The sequence below is a fragment of the Lentzea sp. NEAU-D7 genome, assembly GCF_026242055.1.
Lineage (GTDB): Bacteria > Actinomycetota > Actinomycetes > Mycobacteriales > Pseudonocardiaceae > Lentzea.
On the sequence record NZ_JAPJDL010000013.1, the window covers coordinates 122,358 to 140,810 of the forward strand.

Sequence of the window (18,453 nt, forward strand, 5' to 3'; positions counted from 1 at the left end):
GCGCAGGGGCGCAAAAGCTTCAGCGGCCGTGGTGGGGCGTTGTTAACTGCCGCCATGGTTTCTAGAACCTTCACCAAGATCGCCGGCCGGGTCGCGGCCGTCGCCGTGGCGGCGCTCTCCGCCGTCGTCGTCAACACGCCTTCGGCCGGTGCCGCCGACCAGGAGTTCATCTACTCGGGACAGGACTACGGCTACGCCGGAGCGACGTTCGACTGGGCCGGGCGCAGCTCGGTCAGGAACATCGACCTGCTGGTCTCCGACTGGGGCTGTGACGCCAAGCCGGTCTACGCCTACTTCCTGTTCTACAACGGCTCGCTGCACCCCGACACGACGCCGACGCGCCGGTACGACCACTCCGGCTGCGACAAGGAGGACTACTCGTCGTACAACGACCTGACCTGGTCGATCAGTGGCGACTCGATCACCTACATGGGCGTCGTCGTCTGCCGTGACGCGGCGAACGGCCCGTGCAAGGTCGGCGGGCTGTCCGGACGCAACCCCTACGCCTGAAGCGAACCGGGAGGGCGACAGGTCCGGTGACCCGACACGCCCTCCCGGTCAAGCCTCCACAAAGGACTTCGCTGTTTCGACGGCGTTCGACGGGGTCGTTCGACGGCATTCGACAGCTTGCTTGACGCTCATCAAGCACCGATGCAGACTCCGGAAAGCGTTTTCCGGACGGCGAGGTCGGGGGTAGATGAGCGCTCTAGACGAACTGCGTCAGCTGCGCCGGGGTGGTGTGCAGGTCCGGAAAAGCGACAACAAAGCCGCTTTCTGGTTCCTCGCGCCGTGGTTCGCCGGGCTGCTCCTCGTCACCATCGGCCCGGTGATCGCGTCCTTCGCGCTGGGCTTCACGAAGTACAACCTGATCCAGCCGCCCAGGTTCATCGGTTTCGACAACTTCGCGCGCATCCTCAGCGACTCCCGCCTGCACAACGCCCTGCGGGTCACGTTCACCTACGTGCTCGTCTCCGTGCCCCTGCAGCTGGCCTGCGCGCTGGGAGTCGCGCTGCTGCTCAACCGGGGGTTGCGGGGGCTCGCGTTCTACCGCTCGGCGTTCTACCTGCCGTCACTGCTCGGGTCGAGCGTGGCGATCGCGGTGCTGTGGACGCAGGTCTTCGGCACCGACGGACTGGTGAACCGGGTCCTGGGCTTCTTCGGCGTCGAGGGCAGGGGCTGGATCTCCGACCCGGACACCGCGCTGTCCACGCTGATCGTGCTGAACGTGTGGACGTTCGGCTCACCGATGATCATCTTCCTGGCAGGGCTGAGACAGATCCCGGAGGTCTACTACGAGGCCGCCGCGATCGACGGGGCGAGCAGGTGGTCGCGGTTCCTGCGGATCACCCTGCCGCTGCTCTCGCCGATCCTGTTCTTCAACCTGGTGCTGCAGATCATCCACGCGTTCCAGTCGTTCACGCAGGCGTTCGTCGTCTCCGGCGGCACCGGCGGACCGTCCGACTCGACCATGTTCTACACGCTCTACCTGTACCAGCAGGGTTTCAGCCGGTTCGACATGGGTTACGCGTCGGCGCTGGCGTGGTTCCTTCTGCTGATCGTGGCCGCGTTCACGGCGATCAACTTCTGGGCGGCGAGGTACTGGGTGTTCTATGACGACTAGAAGACTCGCCACTCCCGCCAAGCATCTCGGCCTGGTCCTGATCGGGTTCGTGATGCTGTACCCGGTGCTGTGGATGGTCGCGAGCTCGTTGCGGCCGGGGGACGAGATCTTCCGCAGTCCGGGCCTGATCCTCGACGGACTCCGGACCGAGAACTACACCGAGGGCTGGAACGCCCTGACGCCGTCGTTCGGCACCTACCTGCTGAACTCGGCGATCCTGGTGCTGGGCTGCATCGTCGGCAACCTCGTGTCGTGCTCGATGGCCGCCTACGCCTTCGCCCGGTTGCACTTCACCGGCAAGCGGTGGTGGTTCGGCATCATGCTCGGCACGATCATGCTGCCTATCCACGTGATCATCGTGCCGCAGTACGTGCTGTTCTCGAACATCGGCTGGGTCAACACGTTCCTGCCGCTGATCGTGCCGAAGATCCTCGCGACCGACGCGTTCTTCGTCTTCCTGATGGTGCAGTTCATCCGGGGCCTGCCGCGCGAGCTCGACGAGGCGGCGCGCATCGACGGCTGCGGCCATCCGCGGATCTTCCTCCAGATCATCCTGCCGCTGATGACGCCGGCGCTCGCGACCACCACGATCTTCACGTTCATCTGGACGTGGAACGACTTCTTCAGCCAGCTGATCTACCTGACGGACCCGGACATGTACACGGTCCCGGTCGCACTGCGCTCGTTCGTCGACTCGACGGTCGCCACGTCCTGGGGCTCGCAGTTCGCGATGAGCGTCGTGTCCCTCCTGCCGATCTTCCTCGCCTTCCTCGTCGGCCAGCGGTTCCTCGTCAAGGGGATCGCCACGACCGGGGGCAAGTAGCCGAAAGGACAGCTCATGCTCAGAGGTGTTCGCCGCGGGACCGCGTGGGCGGTCCTGCTGTCGCTGACCGCGTCCCTGCTGGCGGCCTGCGGGTCCGGATCGGACGCGGGTGGCGACCTGACGACGGAGAAGGTCACGCTGCGGTTCACCTGGTGGGGCGCGGACGACCGGCACAAGCGCACCCAGCAGGTCATCGAGATGTTCCAGCGCAAGCACCCGAACATCACCGTCAAAGGTGAGTTCAAGGAGTGGAACGGGTACTGGGACAGCCTCGCCACCACCATGGCCGCCAACGACGCGCCCGACATCATGCAGATGGACGAGCTCTACATCGCCTCCTACGCCGAGCGCGGCGCGCTGCTGGACCTGAACGAGGCAGGCAAGCACCTCGACACCTCGAACTTCGACAAGAAGGCGCTCGCGACCGGCGCCATCGCCGGCAAGCAGTACGGGCTGCCGGTCGGTCTCGGCATGTACTCGATCATGGTCAACCTCGACCTGCTGGAGAAGTACGGCATCCCGGTGCCCGACGACACGAAGTGGTCGTGGGACGACCTGAGGAAGGTCGGCGAGCAGGTGTCGAAGGCCGGTGGCGGCCAGGTGTTCGGCGTGCAGTCGCCGGGCATCAACGACGCGGCGGGGCTGAGCATCCGGGCCCGGCAGCAGGGCAAGGCGATGTTCGACGCCGACGCCAAGGTCGTGCTGCCGCAGGAGATCGCGCGCGACTACTGGCAGTACATCCTCGACCTGTCCAAGTCCGGCGTCACGCCCCCGCCGTCGGTGAGCATCGAGAAGGCGTCCGCCGGGCTGAACCAGTCCGCCACCGCGACCGGCACCGCGGCGTTCGGCCTGTGGTGGAACACCCAGCTGACCGCGCTGACCGCCGCCAGCGGGGCCAAGCTGAAGCTGCTGCGTCTGCCCGGCGAGACCCAGGGCACGGCGCCCGGCGCGTACTACAAGCCCTCGATGTTCTGGTCGGTGTCCGCGCGGTCGAAGTACCCGGCCGAGTCCGCGGCGTTCGTGAGCTTCCTCGCCAACGACGAGGAGGCCGCGAAGGTCCTTCTGACCGAACGCGGCGTGCCCGCCAACCAGAAGATCCGGGAGGGGATCGCTGGGCAGCTCAAGGACACCGACAAGGCCGCCAAGGAGTACCTCGACACCGTTCCGGTCAGCGACCCGCCCAGGATCACACCGAACGGGGCCAGCACCCTCGACACCGTCCTGAAGCGGTACACCGAGGACGTGCTGTTCGGCCGGACGACGCCCGATGCGGCCGCCGCGGGGTTCATCAGGGAAGTCCAGTCCGAAGTGGACGCCGCGAGGTGAGGCGGGCCGCCATCGTCGGCACGGGTGCGATCGCGGCCGCGCACGCGGAAGCACTGCGCGCGGCGGGAGACCGCGTCGAGCTGGTGGCCGTGGTGGACGTGGACGCCGATCGCGCCACGGCGTTCGCCGAGGAGTGGGGCGTGCCGCGCACGCACCTCACCACGGCGGCGCTGCTGGACGCGGAGGACCTCGACCTGGTGCACGTCTGCACGCCGCCGCGCTCGCACGTGCCGCTCGCCCTCGAATGCCTCGCCGCGAACGTGAACGTGCTGGTGGAGAAGCCGCCGGCGTTGTCGTTGAGCGGGATCGACGCGCTGATCGCGGCCGAACGCGGCTCGACCGGCCGGGTCGCGACGGTGTTCCAGCACCGCTTCGGGCCCGCCGCTGTCCGCCTGCGCCGCCTGGTCTCCGAGGGGGTGCTCGGCAGGTCGTTCGTCGCCAAGTGCGACACGCTCTGGTACCGCGGCGACGCCTACTTCGACGTGCCGTGGCGCGGCACGTGGGACAGCGAGGGCGGCGGCCCGACGATGGGCCACGGCATCCACCAGTTCGACCTGCTGCTGTCGGTCCTGGGGCCGTGGCAGGAGATCCGGGCGGTCGCGGTCCGGCAGGCGCGGCACGTGCAGACCGAGGACGTCTCGATGGCGCTGGTGACGTTCGCCGACGGCACGGTCGCCTCGATGATCAACTCCTTGCTGTCGCCCAGGGAGACCTCGCAGCTGAGGTTCGACTTCGAGCGCGCCACGGTCGAGGTCGAACACCTCTACGGCTACACCGACGCGGACTGGACCGTGACTCCCGCGCCCGGCCACGACGAGGTCGTGACCCACTGGCGCGGTGAGCGGCCGGAGGTCGTGAGCGGTCACCGGGGTCAGCTGACGGCGTTGCTGGACGCGCTGGACAGCGGCGAGACGCCACCGGTGACCCTCGCGGACACCAGGAACACGATGGAGTTCGTCGCGGCGCTGTACGCCTCCGCGTTCACCGGCGCCGTCGTGAAGGCCGGGGAGATCGGTCCGGACAGCCCGTTCTACGCGACGATGGAAGGAATCGGTGCCCCGTGGGCGAACGCTCGGTGATCCTGCGGCAGGACGAGGAGGTGCTCACCGCGTCGGTGGGCGACGTCGAGCTCTTCCGGTACGTCTACCGGCCGTCCACGCCCGCGTTCGAGGGCCCGAAGCCCTACCTGCACCCGGTGCGCACGCTGGCGGGCGACGTCGTGACGGCGTTCCGGCCGCACGACCACCGCTGGCACAAGGGCGTGCAGATGACCGCGACCGACGTGTCGGGGGAGAACTTCTGGGGTGGCGTCACGTACGTGCGCGACCGGGGCTACGCGGCGCTGTCGAACGTCGGAACCATGCGGCACGAGGAGTTCGAGGTCGACGGTGCCCGGTTCGACGAGCGGCTGTCCTGGTTCACCGAAGAGGAAGAACGGTGGGTCGGCGAGTCGCGTTCGTTCGCCGTGCGCGACGTCGAGGAAGACTCGTGGACGCTGGAGTTCGCCACCACCCTGACGAACCTGCGTGCCGAGCCGCTGGTGTTCGGCAGCCCGACGACGAACGGGCGTGAGCTGGCCGGGTACACCGGGTTCTTCTGGCGCGGCCCGCGTTCATTCACCGACGGCACCGTGATCGCCGCCGACGGGGGAGCAGGGCAGGAGATGATGGGCAAGGCCGCGCGCTGGCTCGCGTTCATCGGCCGGCACGACGAGGTCGACCGCACGTCGACGCTGCTGTTCCTGGACCACCCGGACAACAAGAACACGCACTGGTTCGTGCGCAGCACGCCGTTCGCGGCGGTCAACCCGTCCTTCGCGTTCTTCGACACGGTGGAGCTGGCGCCCGGTGCGGCGCTGACCCTGCGCTACCGGCTCGTCGTGGCCGACGGCGAGTGGGACAGGGCGCAACTGGAATCCCATGTGGAGGAACATCCGTGGTGACACCGTTTCCCGGTGGGATCGGGATCTCCGGCCTGAGGGTGTACGACTGGCCGGCGGTGGACGGGGTCTGCGGCGGCTCGCCGCACGTCCACCTCGCGTGCTCGGAGTGCTACTACGTGGTCGGCGGGCAGGGCAGCGTCCAGACCCTGACCCGCCGCGGGTTCGCCGAGACACCGCTGCGTGAGGGCACCGTCGCCTGGTTCACGCCCGGCACGATCCACCGCCTGGTCAACGACGGCGACCTGCGGATCCTCGTCGTGATGCAGAACAGCGGCCTGCCCGAGGCGGGCGACGCGGTGTTCACGTTCCCCCCGGAGGTGCTGGCGGACCCGGAGGACTACTCGGCGCACGCCCGGGCCGGTGACGAGGAGTCGGCCCGGCGGCGCAGGGACCTGGCCCTGGAAGGGTTTCTCGAGCTGAGACGACGCGTCGAGGCGGGCGAGGACGTGGCGCTGGACGACTTCTACCGCTCCGCGGCGCGGCTGAAGCAGGGCGTTCTGGGCGACTGGGAGAAGCGGTGGCGGGCCGGTGCCCTGGCCTCGGCCGAGCGCACCGGCGAGCAGCTGGACCGCCTGCGGGACGGCGACATCGGCCACCTCGCGGAGGCGGACGTCCACGTGGTGCGCGCGGAAGGGCCGAGGCGGTTCGGCATGTGCGGCCGGCTCGACGTCCACGACCCGGCCGACGGACGCTCACCGCACGACTGACCCGTCGAGTCGAACCACCCGTCGAACCGTCCGTCGAATCGGCGGAACTGTTGTGCGGCAACGAGTTCGTCCTGGACAGTGAGGCGATGAGAATCGCAGCAGGCGCACTCGTCGTCGTCCTCACGGCCGCCTCCACCACTCCCGCGAACGCGGCGGCGTGGGAAGAGGTGATCGGGACCGGGTCCTTCAGCGGCTACGGCGCGCTGGAGTCGGAGTGGAACTACCGCTACCCGTGGGGCTCCGACCACAACGGCACGGCCAGGATGTACGCGAGCCCCAGCGACCACAACCACGTGTCGCTGTCCGGCGGCGTGCTGACGGTGAAGGCGACCCGCATCTCCTGGGACGAGGGCAACAGCAGCGCCGACCCGCACCTGCCCATCCGCTACCACTCCGGTGCGATCCACGCGAAGGAGCACGTCGTGGTGAACGACCAGTTCCCGAACTGGGAGGTGAAGGGAGACTTCCAGGCACCCTCCACCCGCGGCACCTGGCCCGCGTTCTGGTTGACCGGCGTCAACAGCTGGCCGCCTGAAAGTGACATCTTGGAGTTCAAGGGCGACAACCGGAACTGGTTCAACACCTTCCGGTCGTCCAGCGACGTGTCGAGCTCGATCGTCAGCGTGTCCTCACCGGGCTCGTGGCACACCTACCGGGCGTGGATGACCAAGGTGAACGGCACCGACGTCGACATCCACTACTACCTCGACGGCAGGTGGGTCGCCAAGCACACCGCGCGGAACTTCGTCGGCAAGCCGCTCTGGGTGGTCATCAACCTGCAGATGGAGGGCTCGTCCGGTAGCCCCGGCCCGACCGCGGAGACCGTCTACCGCGCCCGCAACGTCTACATCGGACGTACGCGGGCGTGAGAGGAGGTGGCCCCGGTCGGACACCGGGGCCACCTCCCGTGGTCAGGCCCCCGCCGGAAGGCGCGACCGGGCCTCCTGCGACGTCAGCGGCCGCATCGTGATCGTGTACTCGTAGGTGCTGTCGGGACGGACCTGGCTGCGCTGCCGCACCGGGTTCGGCGTGTCACCGACACCGGTCACGGCGTGGTCGGCGTGCAGCGTGAAGTACCCCTTGTTGCGCTGCAACATGAACGGGTACGCGGCACGCTCGATGTCGTCGTACTGCGTCACGCTGACCTCGCGGGCTCCCGACACCAGCAGACCGGACGTGCGCCCGTCGGTGAGCAACGCCCACCGGGTGTCGGTGTGGTTGCCGTGGTCCTGCGGGCGGTGGTACTCGACGTACTGGTCGGCCACCGAGGTGGAGTGCACGCCGATCGGCGTGCCGTCCCTGCGGTCGACGTAGCTCTCCGCCTTCCTGCCGTACCAGGAGAACTCGGAGAAGCGGTCGGGAACGGAGAGCTGGACGCCGATGCGCGGCAGGTACGGCAGGGTGCGCACGGAGCCCTGCGGCGTCACCCGGTGCCCGAGCCGCAGCACGCCGGCCGAGTCCACCGAGTAGACCATCGTCTGGTCGAACCACGCCCCGCTGACACCGGGCGCGGCCACCTTGCTGTCCACGACGATCCGGGTGGTCTTGTGGCCGTCCTTCTCCACGCGCACACCGGTCACCGCGGTCTCCAGCCGGTCGAGTCCCGCCTTGCGCCAGTCCTCGCCCTCGGCGCGGCCCCACGTGTAGGTCTCGTTGCTGATCGGCGCACGCCACGCGTCGAGCTTCGGGCCGCTGGCGAGCAGCTCGCGGCCCCACGACTTGATGGACGTCAGTGCGCCGGACTTCTTGTCGACCGTGTAGGTGGCGCCTGCCGCCGTGGCGGTGACCTTCTGGGCGTCCTCCTGGGTGAACACGACGGCCCAGTCGAGCGGCGCCCTGTCCAGACCGGGAACGCGGCTGCCGCCCAGTGAGAACTGGTCGTGCGCGAGCACGTGCCCGGCGGGCAGCAGCGGTGCCGCGGACGCCGTGACGGTCTCGACGGTCAGGAACCGTTCGCGATCGGCGTCGTTGACCGGCACCGGCAGCGAGATCGGCGCGGTCGAGGCCGCGGCGACCCGCAACGGCTGTTCGCCGCTCTTGACCACCCGTGAGCCTTCGGTGACCCGCCAGCGCAGGGTGAGGTCGTCGGTGCCGGTGAACTGCCGCTCGTTGGTCACCGACAGCACACCGCCGGAGTAGCCGAACCGGATCGGCTGGTGGGCCCACGCCATCTGCGTGGTCTCCGGCTGGGGCTTGCGGTCCGTGCCGATCAGTCCATCCACACCGGACAGCGTCGACCCGTACGCGAAGTGCGTGCCGTGCTCCCGCACGCTGTCGAAGTCGAGCGCCAGCACGGCGCCACCGGACGGGGCGGAGGAGACGCCGAGCTCGGCCGCCGGCAACGCCCGGTCGTAGACGCGCACGTCGTCGACCTCACCGCGGGCCATCCAGCCGACGGTCGACGGGTCGTTCCACGACATCTCGAAGTCGCGGCCGATGTTCACGTCCGCCGCCGAGTGGTCGATCGGGCCGGTGAACGGCAGGGTGCCGACCTCGGCGCCGTCGATGTACAGCCGCAGCGCGGTGCCGTCGTAGGTGCCGCTGACCCGGTGCCACTTGCCGTAGAAGTCGGCGGGCACCTTCGCCTGCACGGCGCGCCACGTGCCGCTGTGGATGAAGAACTCGAGCGTGGTCTCGTTCTTCATCTTGAGCGTCCACTGGTGGTCGCCCTTGGCGATGATGGGGAACTGGCCCGTCCACCTGCCGGGCTTGACCCACGCGTCGAGCGTCAGCGCGGTGCCGGTGATGTCGAGCTTGCGGTCCCGGTAGACCTCGACGAAGTCGTCGAGCCCGGACAGCGACAGCGCCTTGCCGCGGTGGCCGTCGACGAGCTTCGGTGCGCCCGACAACAACGCCGTGATGTCGTTGCCCGAACTGTCGGGTGCGATGCGGGTCTTCTGCTTGATGTTCTGCTCGGCCCAGTCCCAGATGAAGCCGCCCTGGGTCTGCGGGTGGGCCCGGATGATGTCCCAGAACTCGCGGAAGTTGCCCAGGCTGTTGCCCATCGCGTGGGCGTACTCGCCGAAGATCAGCGGCTTGGTCGTGCTCTTCGCCTGCTCGGCGAACCTCTCCGGCGACGGGTAGCGCGGCCCCCACACGTCGGCGAAGGGCGCGTCGCCGTCGGGGTTGTTGGACTGGTGGTAGATCGGCCTCGACGGGTCGTTGGCCTTGAGCCAGCGCGCCATCTCGTAGTGGTGCGCACCGAGCCCGGCCTCGTTGCCGGTGTCCCACAGGAAGACGCTCGGGTGGTTCTTGTCGCGCTCGACCATGCCGATCAAGCGGTCCAGGAACGTGTCACGCCACTCCGGCTGGTCGGCCTGGCACCACCTGGAGCAGTTCTCGTGGTTGTGCGTCTCGATGTCGACCTCGTCGTCGATCCAGAGGCCGTGCTTGTCCGCCAGGTCGTAGAAGTACGGGTCGCTCGGGTAGTGCGAGGTGCGCACGGCGTTGACGTTGAGCTGCTCCATGAGCGCCACGTCGCGTTCCTGCGCAGCGCGGGGGACGTGCCGGCCGTGGTCGGGGTCGGTCTCCGCGCGGTTGACGCCCTTGAACAGCACGCGCTTGCCGTTGACCAGCAGCGTCCGGTCCCGGATCTCGATCTCGCGGAAGCCGGTGGTGTCACTGGTGATGTGGGTGATCTTGCCGTCGGGCGCGGTGAGGGTCAGCACGACGGTGTAGAGGTTCGGCGTCTCGTCGGTCCACTTGGCCGGGTTGCGGACGGGGAGTGTCAGGCGTGCGGTGCTGCCATCGGTGTCCTGGCTCGCCGAACCGACTTCCGCGCCCTTGGAGTCACGCAGACTGGCGGTGACGCGGTGGGTGCCGGTGGTGCCGCCGGGCTTGTGGCCCAGCTCGACGTCCGCGGTGAGGGTCGCGTCGGTGTAGGTGGCGTCGAGGTCGGTCTTGAGCGCGACGTCCTGGATGAACGTGGCGGGCGTCGAGTAGAGCGAGACCGAGCGGAAGATGCCCGAGTACCGCCACTGGTCGTAGTCCTCGAGGTAGGAACCGGCGCTCCAGCGGTGCACCTGCACGGCGATCTTGTTGCGGCCCGGTCGCAGCGCGGAGGAGATGTCGAACTCGGCCGGGGTGTACCCACCCTGGTCGTAACCGATGTACGTGCCGTTGACCCACACGAAGTAGCCGGACGTCACGCCCTCGAAGCGCACGAACGTCGCGCGCTCGGTCCAGTCGGCCGGCACCTCGAAGTCGCGGACGTACGCACCGGTCGGGTTCACGTCGCGGGGCACGCGGGGCGGGTCGTCCGGCTGCACCTCCGTGGCGATGTTGCGGAAGATCGGGTGGTCCAGGCCGTCGGTCTGCCAGGTGTGCGGCACGGTCACCGTGCGCCAGCCGGACGTGTCGTGGTCGTCGGCGTAGAACCGCGCCGGGACGTCGGCGGGCTTGTCCGCCATGGAGATCCGCCATTTGCCGTCCAGCGACCGCGTGAACGGGGTGCGCTCGTCCCCGCGCACGGCCGACGCGACGTCCGCCTGGGGGAGCAGCAACGCGTGGTGCGGCTCCTGCCCCTCGGCGGTCCTGCGCGGATCCTCGAGGTAGGTGTGCACGTCCGGAGGTGGATCGGCCGCGGACGCGACCGGTGTCATCGAACCCGCCGCAACCAACAGCACCGTGGCAAGAACAATCGCGCGCCGCACGCTGAACCTCCATGTTCAGACAGAACCGAACACAAGTGAACAGTCGAGGCGGAGAGGCGACAAGGGGCCGCGAGGTCCGTGCCGTTCACACAACACTCGCTGTTATCGAACAACTCGACGCTTGCGTTCGATTTTGTTCGACCTCACGCTCCGGGAACGAGCCCCAACCGCGACCAGCCGGAGGAACCGTGAAGAGGACAGCCCTGAGCCTGGTGGCGGCGGTGCTGCTGGGCGTGCCGGGAACCGCGGTGAGCGCGCCCGCGGCGGCACCGGCGGTCAGCCTCGTCGGAGACACGCTGCTCGACGCCTCAGCGCTGTACTTCGTGTCCTACGACGGGGTGGTGAACAACAACTCGTTCCAACAGGACGCGATCCTGACCTATCAGGGACGTCAGTATGCGACCTGGTACACCGCGAGCCGCAACGCCGTGGTCGCGCGGCGATCCGTCGGCAGCACGCGGTGGGAGACCGTGGTCCTGCCGCACCAGCTCAGCGCCGACGACTCGCACAACGTGATCTCGCTGGGGATCTCCCCGCAGGACAACACGATCCACGTCGCGCTGGACACGCACAACACGCGCTTGTTCTACTTCCGCTCCCAGCCCGGCCTCGCGACCGGTGCCCAGCAGTGGAACGCCGCCGCGTTCGGTTCCGCGCAGCGCACACTCGGCGGCGTCGAGCTCGGTGCCATGACGTACCCGCAGTTCGTCGTGACGCCCGAGGGCAGGCTGCAGTTCAGCTACCGCTCCGGGGGCTCCGGCAACGGCGTCAACGAACTGGCCGAGTACTCCGGCGGCACCTGGCGCAAGCTCGGCGGCTGGTCCTCCGCCACCGGTTCTTACACCGGACCGAACGGTGTCGTGTCCACCACCCGCAACATGTACCTGCACGGCCTCACGTACGACCGGAGTGGACGGTTGCACGCCGCTTTCACCTGGCGTGAGGGCAATGCCGGGGTGCTGTGCAACTCGGGTGGGCTGACCAACCACGACACCGGCTACGTCTACAGCGACGACCGCGGCCGGACGTGGCGCAACGGTGCCGGAACCGCGGTGGGCACCACCGGCGGCACACCGGTGCACGTCAACTCCCCGGGCCTGGTGGCCGATCCGCTCGACCCGAACCACGGCCTGATGAACCAGGAGAGCCAGGCCGTGGACGCCCAGGGCCGTCCGCACGTGGTGATCAGCTACGTCCCCGGCCGGTTCACCCAGTGCGTGTCGAACTACTCGCAGCAGCGCACGCAGTACGGCCGCACCTTCCACGTCTTCCGCGGGGCGGACGGCAGGTGGACCAAGAGGGAGGTCCCGGTCCCGCCGAACCACACGCAGCGCACGAAGATCGTGTTCGACCGGGACGACAACGCCTACCTCGTGCAGCCGCGCGGGAGGATCGTGGCGGCGAGCAAGGCCAGCGGGTGGACGGACTGGACGACGTTGTTCGACCGACCGTCACTGCGGGCGTTCGGCGAGGTGAACGTGGACGCGTCCCGCGTCGCGTCCGAGGGGATCCTGTCGGTGCAGTACCAGCAGACCTCCAGCGGCACCACGCCGTCACCGATCCGCGTCGCCGACTTCCGGCTGGGAGCCTGACGTGGCGCGGCTCCTGCTGGCTCTCGTCCTCGTCGCCACCGGTCTCGCCACGCCGGCTGCCGCCGACCCCCTGCCGCGGAACGGGGTCACCGTTCGCGTCGACCCGTCGTACCAGCAACCGGAGTTCGAGGGCTGGGGCACCAGCCTGGTGTGGTTCGCGAACGTCACCGGTGGTTATCCGGAGCCGATCCGCCGCAGGCTCGTCGACCTGCTGTTCGGTGAGGACGGGCTGCGCCTGAACATCGCGCGGTACAACATCGGCGGCGGCAACGCGCCCGACGTCCGCCAGGACTACATGAAGAGGGGCGCGACCATGGAGGGCTTCTGGAAAGCCCCTCCCGGCACCACGCGCGGCGACGTGGACTGGTGGCGGCCGGGCAACCCGGACCACTGGGACTTCACGGCGGACGCCAACCAGCGCTGGTGGATCGACCAGGTGAAGCGCGAGGTCACGAAGTGGGAGGCGTTCAGCAACTCGCCGCCGTGGTTCCAGACCGTCAGCGGCTACGTCTCCGGCGGGTTCGACGCGAACACCGACCAGATCCGCCGGGACCGCGTCGGGGACTTCGCCACCTACCTGGCGCGCGTGACCCAGGAGATCGAACGCGCGCACGGCATCAAGTTCGACACGCTGGCTCCGCTGAACGAGCCCAACACCAACTACTGGGGCACGCAGATCGGCCCCGACGGCCAGCCGACAGGCGGGCGCCAGGAGGGTGCGCACGCCGGACCCGAGTTGCAGCAGGAGGTCCTGCTCGCCACGCGGCGTGCACTCGACCAGCTGCGGTCGCGGGTGAAGGTGTCCGCGATGGACGAGACGAACCCGGGCACGTTCGTGCGCAACTGGAACGGCTACGGCCCCGCGCGGGACGTGGTCGACCAGCTCAACGTGCACACCTACGGCACGAGCCAGCGCACCAGCGTCCGCGACATCGCCAAAGGCGCCGGCGAGAAGCTCTGGATGAGCGAGGTCGAGGGCACCTGGGGCAACGGCACCACCGACTACACGAGCATGGAACCCGGTCTGGGCATGGCGACCAGGATGCTCGAGGACATCCGCGAGCTCGAACCGTCCGCGTGGGTGTTCTGGCAGCCGGTCGAGGACACCGCACCACAGGCGGCCGCCGGCAAGAACTGGGGCAGCATCCACATCCCGTTCGACTGCACGGCGGACGACACGCTGGAGTCCTGTCCGATCAGGACCAACACCAAGTTCCACACCATCCGCAACTTCACCCACTTCGTCCGGCCGGGCGACCGGTTCGTCAAGACCGACGACCCGTCGAGCGTCGCCGCGGTGAAGCGGTTCGGTCTGGACACGACGGTCGTGCACGTCAACAACGGCAACACCGGTCGCGCGGTGACGCTGGACCTGTCCCGGTTCGGGTTCGTCTCGCCGCTGGCGAAGGTGACCCCGGTGGTCACCGACGCGTCCGGAGCCCTCGTGCGCGGCAAACCGGTGCGGGTGAAGGGAAAGTCGGCGACGCTCTCGGTGCCGGCGAAGTCGGTCACCACGTTCCTGGTCGACGGGGTGGCGGGGGTGTCCGGCGACGCCGCGCTAGTCCAGCCGGATCACGTGTACCGGATCACGGCGGGCGGGAAGTCCCTGCAGCCGTCCGACGACTGGGCGGAAGCGGTCCTGCGGGCCACCGACACCGGGAGTGCTCGGCAGCTGTGGGCGGTGCGGAAACTGGGGCTTGGCAACGGGAACCGCGAGCGCTACGAGATCGTCAGCGCCGTGACCGGAACCCGGCTGGCCGCGTCGGGCGACGCGGTCGTGCTCCAGCCGTCCGGGGACACCTCGGCTCAGTGGATCATGTCGACGACCGGCGACGGCAGCTGGACGTTCGTCAACGCCGCCACCGGCACGCTGATCGAGGCGACCGGCGAGACCGTGTCGGCGAAGACCCCGACCTCCGGCGCGAGCCAGCGCTGGACACCGGTCGACGAGACCGTGCAACGGGTTCAGGACACCGCCGTGTTCACGGTTCCGAAGCTGCGACCCAGGTTGCCGCAGACCGTGACGCCGGTGTACCCGGACGGAGCGCGAGGCGCTCTTCCCGTGGTCTGGGACCTCCCACCGGACGGGCAATGGCGGCATCCGGGCACCGTTCGCGTGCACGGCACGGCGACGGACGTGCTCGGGCGCAAGCTGCCCGCGCTGGCCGTGGTCACCGTCGACACGATCGCCTCGACACTGCCCGCTCAGGCGAAGACCTACGTCGGCGGGCGGCCCGAGCTGCCGGCCACCGTCACGGGCGTCGGAAAGCGGGGCGGCAGAGCCGAACTCCCCGTGGTGTGGGAAGCCGCGGTGTTCGACCGCGTCGGGACGGTGACGGTGAACGGACGTGCCCAGGTCGTCGACGGCAGCACAGTCGCCGCGACGGCGGTCGTCCAGGTGACCGAGCCCGTCGAGGTCAACGCGGCGCTCACGGCGTCTGTCGCGGCGACCTACACCGAGTCCGGTTACTCGGTGGAACGGCTGCGCAACGGCCTCACAGAGGAGAAGGGGTGGTCGAACTGGAGGTCCGGCACCAAGAACACGTCCGACACGATCACCTTCACCTTGCCGGGACTCCGTGATCTCACGCGGGTGGCCGTGCACTCCCACCGCGACGGTGAGGGCGGCATCGCCCAAAGCCTCAAGATCCAGGTGCGCACGGTCGAGGGCACGTGGGTCGACGCGAGTGGTGACGTCGAAGTCACCGCGCTGCGCACGGAAGTCGTGCTGAACCCCTCGCCACCGGCGACCGCCGTGCGAGTCGTCCTCACGGCGCGTCCGTCCGGATACCTGACCCTCGGCGAGATCGAGGTGCTGGCGAAGGCGCCTGCGATGTGAGTCGAATCCAGGTCGAAGAAATTGCCCTCCTCGCATTCGACCTGTTCGACGCTACCGTTTCTCGCAGTGAAACGTTTCAATTCCGCGGATCACTTCTGAGGAACAACCATCCGGTGTCAGGAGGGTGATCGACGATGAGACGGACGACGATGTCCGCGCTGCTCGCGGCGGTGCTCGTCGCGAGCAGCGTTCCCGCGCTCGCGGCAGAACCGGCGGGGCCGGGCGATCGCGGGCTCGTGAGCATCCGCTCGGTGCGCGGCGACGGCAACTTCGTGTCGTGGCGGCTGCTCGGCAGCGACGCCGCCGACGTGGGGTTCAACGTCTACCGCGACGGGGTGAAGGTCAACCGCGCGCCGGTGACGTCGGCGACGAGCTATCTCGACGCGGGTGCGCCCGCGACCGCGTCCTACTCGGTGCGCCAGGTGAGCGGAGACGTGGAATCGGCGGCGGCCACGCGTTCCGTCGGCACCCTGGAGACGAGCAGGGACGTCCCGATCCAGAGCCCGGGCTCGGGTTACGTGGCGAACGACGCGTCGGTCGGCGACCTCGACGGCGACGGCGAGTACGAGATCGTCCTGAAGTGGGATCCCGCTGACGCCAAGGACAACTCGCAGGCGGGCCGCACGGGCAACGTGTACCTGGACGCCTACAAGCTCAGCGGCACCCGGTTGTGGCGCGTCGACCTCGGCCGCAACATCCGGGCCGGCGCGCACTACACCCAGTTCCAGGTCTTCGACTACGACGGTGACGGCAGGGCCGAGATGGCGGTGAAGACCGCGGACGGCACGCGGTCGGGCACCGGCCAGGTGATCGGCAACGCGAACGCCGACCACCGCAACGCCGACGGCTACGTCCTGACCGGACCGGAGTTCCTCTCGGTGTTCCGCGGCACGGACGGCGCGGTGCTCGACACCGAGAACTACGTGCCACCACGCGGGAACGTCTCGTCGTGGGGTGACAGCTACGGCAACCGGGTCGACCGGTTCCTGGCCGCCACCGCGTACCTCGACGGCGTGCGGCCGAGCATCGTGATGGCCCGCGGGTACTACACCCGCAGCGTGATCTCGGCGTGGGACTTCCGGGGCGGGCAGCTGACCCAGCGCTGGACGTTCGACTCGGCGGCCCAGTCGAACCGCGCGGCCTGGGAGGGCAAGGGCAACCACAACCTCTCGATCGCCGACGTGGACGCCGACGGCCGCGACGAGGTCGTCTACGGCTCGATGACCATCGACGACAACGGCCGCGGCCTGTGGCAGAACAACACCCACCACGGCGACGCCCTGCACGTCGGCGACTTCATCCCGTCCAGGCCGGGCCTGGAGGTCTTCAAGCCGTCGGAGTGGACGACCGAGGTCACGCACTGGATGGGCGACGCGCGCACCGGCCAGATCCTCTGGAGCGCGCCGTCGTGCGGCTGCGACAACGGCCGAGGGGTCGCCGCGGACGTCTGGGCCGGCAACCCCGGCGCGGAGGCCTGGTCGTCGTCCGTCGCGGGTCTGCGCAGCGCCACCACGGGCGCCCAGGTCTCCGCGCGGAAACCGGGTTCGACCAACTTCGTGATCTGGTGGGACGGCGACGCGCAGCGCGAGCTGCTCAACGGCACCACGATCGACAAGTACGGCCCCAACGGCGACACGCGGCTGCTCACCGGTTCGGGCGTGGCCTCCAACAACGGCACCAAGTCCACGCCGGCGTTGCAGGCGGACATCCTCGGGGACTGGCGCGAGGAGGTCATCTGGCGGACCTCGGACAGCCGGGCGTTGCGGATCTACTCCACCACGGAGCCGACGACCATCCGGCGGCCCTCGCTGATGGAGGACCGGCAGTACCGGGAGGCGGTGGCGTGGCAGAACACCGCCTACAACCAGCCGCCGCACCCGAGTTTCGCCTCGCCCTGATTCGACTGGACGCCGGACTCGCGGACGGGGTGCCCGTCCGCGAGTCCGGTCCCCTTTTCAGTCGTGGGCGAACGTCCGATCTGTTCCAGGGCAGCCCCGCTAGGCTCGATCGGCTCGCCTCGACCGCTTCGCCTGGGGGAACAGTGCACCGTCTCGCGGCCAGTCCTGCCCTGGCGCGGCTGGAGTGGATCCTCGACGGCCTGGACGGGAAACCCGGTTGGGGAGCTGACGCGGCCGACGTGCTCGCGGCCGAGTTCGCCTCCGTCGTCACGCCCGAGAGGTACGCCGAGGTCACCCGCAGCCGAGCTGCCCACTACGCGCCGGTCGTCGTGGTCGGTCTCGACGTCGGCGAGACCACCGCGCGGGCGCGGATCCGCCGCCACGACGGCACAACCGATGTCGTCACCTGCGTCGTCGAGGCCGCGCCGCCGCATCGGATCGCCTCCACGTGGGTCACCGGCCTGGTGCCGGCCGATCTGACACCGGGGTTGCCGGCCGACTTCGCCGACCACGACCTGCTTTCCGCCGCCACGGGTGCCCGGCTGGTCGTGTTCTCCGGGGTGCCCGGCAGCGGGAAGAGCACCCTGGCCGACGCCGCGGGCGCCGAGCTGGGGATCCCGGTCTTCGCGACCGACTGGCTGCTCGGCGCGCTGACCCCGTTCGGCGGTCGTCACTTCGATGCTCCGATGGAGATGGCCGAAGAACTCCTGACCACGCTCGCCCTGCGGCAACTCCTCGCCGGGCAGTCCGCGATCCTCGACCACCCCGCGGAACAGGTCGCGACCAGGGAACGCTGGCGCAGCCTGGCTCGCAGGGCCGGTGCGGAGTTCCGTGCGGTCGTGTGCCAGTGCTCCGACCCGGAGGTCCACCGTGCGAGAGTCGAAGGCCGCAGCCGCGCGATCCCCGGCTGGCACGACGCCGGCGACTGGTCCGACGTGCGGCGGAGACTGGCGAGCTTTCCCTCCTGGCGCGGGGAGGCGCTCGCGGTGGACACCGCTCAACCACGCGAGTCGGCCCTTGCCGCGGTCGTCCGGCACATCACCGCCTGACGGA

At 69.2% G+C, this 18,453-nt stretch carries 13 protein-coding genes; 12 read left to right on the forward strand and 1 reads right to left on the reverse strand.

The annotated features are described in order from the left end of the window. The first annotated feature begins 54 nt into the window (after window positions 1-54). From ORI60_RS25525 to ORI60_RS25560, 8 genes are all read left to right on the forward strand, one after another. Window positions 55-510 carry a hypothetical protein gene (locus ORI60_RS25525; protein WP_266040416.1) on the forward strand — a complete coding sequence of 152 codons (456 nt, stop codon included), beginning with the start codon at window positions 55-57 and terminating at the stop codon, window positions 508-510. A 187-nt stretch (window positions 511-697) separates the two neighbouring features. After that, window positions 698-1,621 (forward strand): carbohydrate ABC transporter permease, encoded by a 924-nt coding sequence (locus tag ORI60_RS25530; RefSeq protein WP_266040418.1) that lies wholly within the window; start codon window positions 698-700, stop codon window positions 1,619-1,621. Continuing rightward, a complete protein-coding gene (locus ORI60_RS25535) occupies window positions 1,611-2,444 on the forward strand; it encodes a carbohydrate ABC transporter permease (protein WP_266040419.1) in 834 nt (277 codons plus the stop codon). Before ORI60_RS25530 ends, ORI60_RS25535 begins: the two co-directional genes overlap by 11 nt. A gap of 15 nt (window positions 2,445-2,459) precedes the next feature. After that, window positions 2,460-3,770, forward strand: a complete 1,311-nt coding sequence (locus tag ORI60_RS25540; RefSeq protein ID WP_266040421.1) for an ABC transporter substrate-binding protein — start codon at window positions 2,460-2,462, stop codon at window positions 3,768-3,770. Continuing rightward, window positions 3,767-4,849 carry a Gfo/Idh/MocA family protein gene (locus ORI60_RS25545; RefSeq protein ID WP_266040422.1) on the forward strand — a complete coding sequence of 361 codons (1,083 nt, stop codon included), beginning with the start codon at window positions 3,767-3,769 and terminating at the stop codon, window positions 4,847-4,849. The genes ORI60_RS25540 and ORI60_RS25545 overlap by 4 nt, the downstream gene beginning before the upstream one ends. After that, window positions 4,831-5,712: a PmoA family protein gene (locus ORI60_RS25550; RefSeq protein ID WP_266040423.1), complete on the forward strand. Its 882-nt coding sequence runs from the start codon at window positions 4,831-4,833 to the stop codon at window positions 5,710-5,712. The genes ORI60_RS25545 and ORI60_RS25550 overlap by 19 nt, the downstream gene beginning before the upstream one ends. After that, window positions 5,706-6,419 (forward strand): cupin domain-containing protein, encoded by a 714-nt coding sequence (locus tag ORI60_RS25555; protein WP_323055940.1) that lies wholly within the window; start codon window positions 5,706-5,708, stop codon window positions 6,417-6,419. Before ORI60_RS25550 ends, ORI60_RS25555 begins: the two co-directional genes overlap by 7 nt. 86 nt (window positions 6,420-6,505) lie before the next feature. After that, window positions 6,506-7,288, forward strand: coding sequence for a family 16 glycosylhydrolase (locus ORI60_RS25560; protein WP_266040425.1), 783 nt, complete (start codon window positions 6,506-6,508; stop codon window positions 7,286-7,288). 42 nt (window positions 7,289-7,330) lie between these two features. On the opposite strand, the gene ORI60_RS25565 is transcribed toward ORI60_RS25560, so the two are convergent. Next, window positions 7,331-11,044 (reverse strand): glycoside hydrolase family 2 TIM barrel-domain containing protein, encoded by a 3,714-nt coding sequence (locus ORI60_RS25565; RefSeq protein ID WP_266040426.1) that lies wholly within the window; start codon window positions 11,042-11,044, stop codon window positions 7,331-7,333. A gap of 215 nt (window positions 11,045-11,259) precedes the next feature. Here ORI60_RS25565 and ORI60_RS25570 point away from each other — a divergent pair, with 215 nt between their 5' ends. From ORI60_RS25570 to ORI60_RS25585, 4 genes are all read left to right on the forward strand, one after another. Then, on the forward strand, window positions 11,260-12,663 hold the full coding sequence (locus ORI60_RS25570; protein ID WP_266040428.1) for a BNR repeat-containing protein: 1,404 nt from the start codon (window positions 11,260-11,262) through the stop codon (window positions 12,661-12,663). Between the two features lies 1 nt (window position 12,664). Then, the gene (locus ORI60_RS25575; protein WP_266040430.1) at window positions 12,665-15,502 is read left to right on the forward strand and encodes a glycoside hydrolase; all 2,838 of its coding nucleotides are present in this window, start codon (window positions 12,665-12,667) and stop codon (window positions 15,500-15,502) included. Between the two features lie 134 nt (window positions 15,503-15,636). Further along, window positions 15,637-17,400, forward strand: a complete 1,764-nt coding sequence (locus ORI60_RS25580; protein ID WP_266040431.1) for a rhamnogalacturonan lyase — start codon at window positions 15,637-15,639, stop codon at window positions 17,398-17,400. A 143-nt stretch (window positions 17,401-17,543) separates the two neighbouring features. Continuing rightward, window positions 17,544-18,449: an AAA family ATPase gene (locus ORI60_RS25585; protein WP_266040432.1), complete on the forward strand. Its 906-nt coding sequence runs from the start codon at window positions 17,544-17,546 to the stop codon at window positions 18,447-18,449. Window positions 18,450-18,453: the final 4 nt, after the last annotated feature.

What these genes read in the sequence shown, in the direction of transcription:
- ORI60_RS25525 (WP_266040416.1), top strand. Translation starts at nt 55, where the DNA reads ATGGTTTCTAGAACCTTCACCAAGATCGCCGGCCGGGTCGCGGCCGTC.
- ORI60_RS25530 (WP_266040418.1), top strand. Translation starts at nt 698, where the DNA reads ATGAGCGCTCTAGACGAACTGCGTCAGCTGCGCCGGGGTGGTGTGCAG.
- ORI60_RS25535 (WP_266040419.1), top strand. Translation starts at nt 1,611, where the DNA reads ATGACGACTAGAAGACTCGCCACTCCCGCCAAGCATCTCGGCCTGGTC.
- ORI60_RS25540 (WP_266040421.1), top strand. Translation starts at nt 2,460, where the DNA reads ATGCTCAGAGGTGTTCGCCGCGGGACCGCGTGGGCGGTCCTGCTGTCG.
- ORI60_RS25560 (WP_266040425.1), top strand. Translation starts at nt 6,506, where the DNA reads ATGAGAATCGCAGCAGGCGCACTCGTCGTCGTCCTCACGGCCGCCTCC.
- ORI60_RS25580 (WP_266040431.1), top strand. Translation starts at nt 15,637, where the DNA reads ATGAGACGGACGACGATGTCCGCGCTGCTCGCGGCGGTGCTCGTCGCG.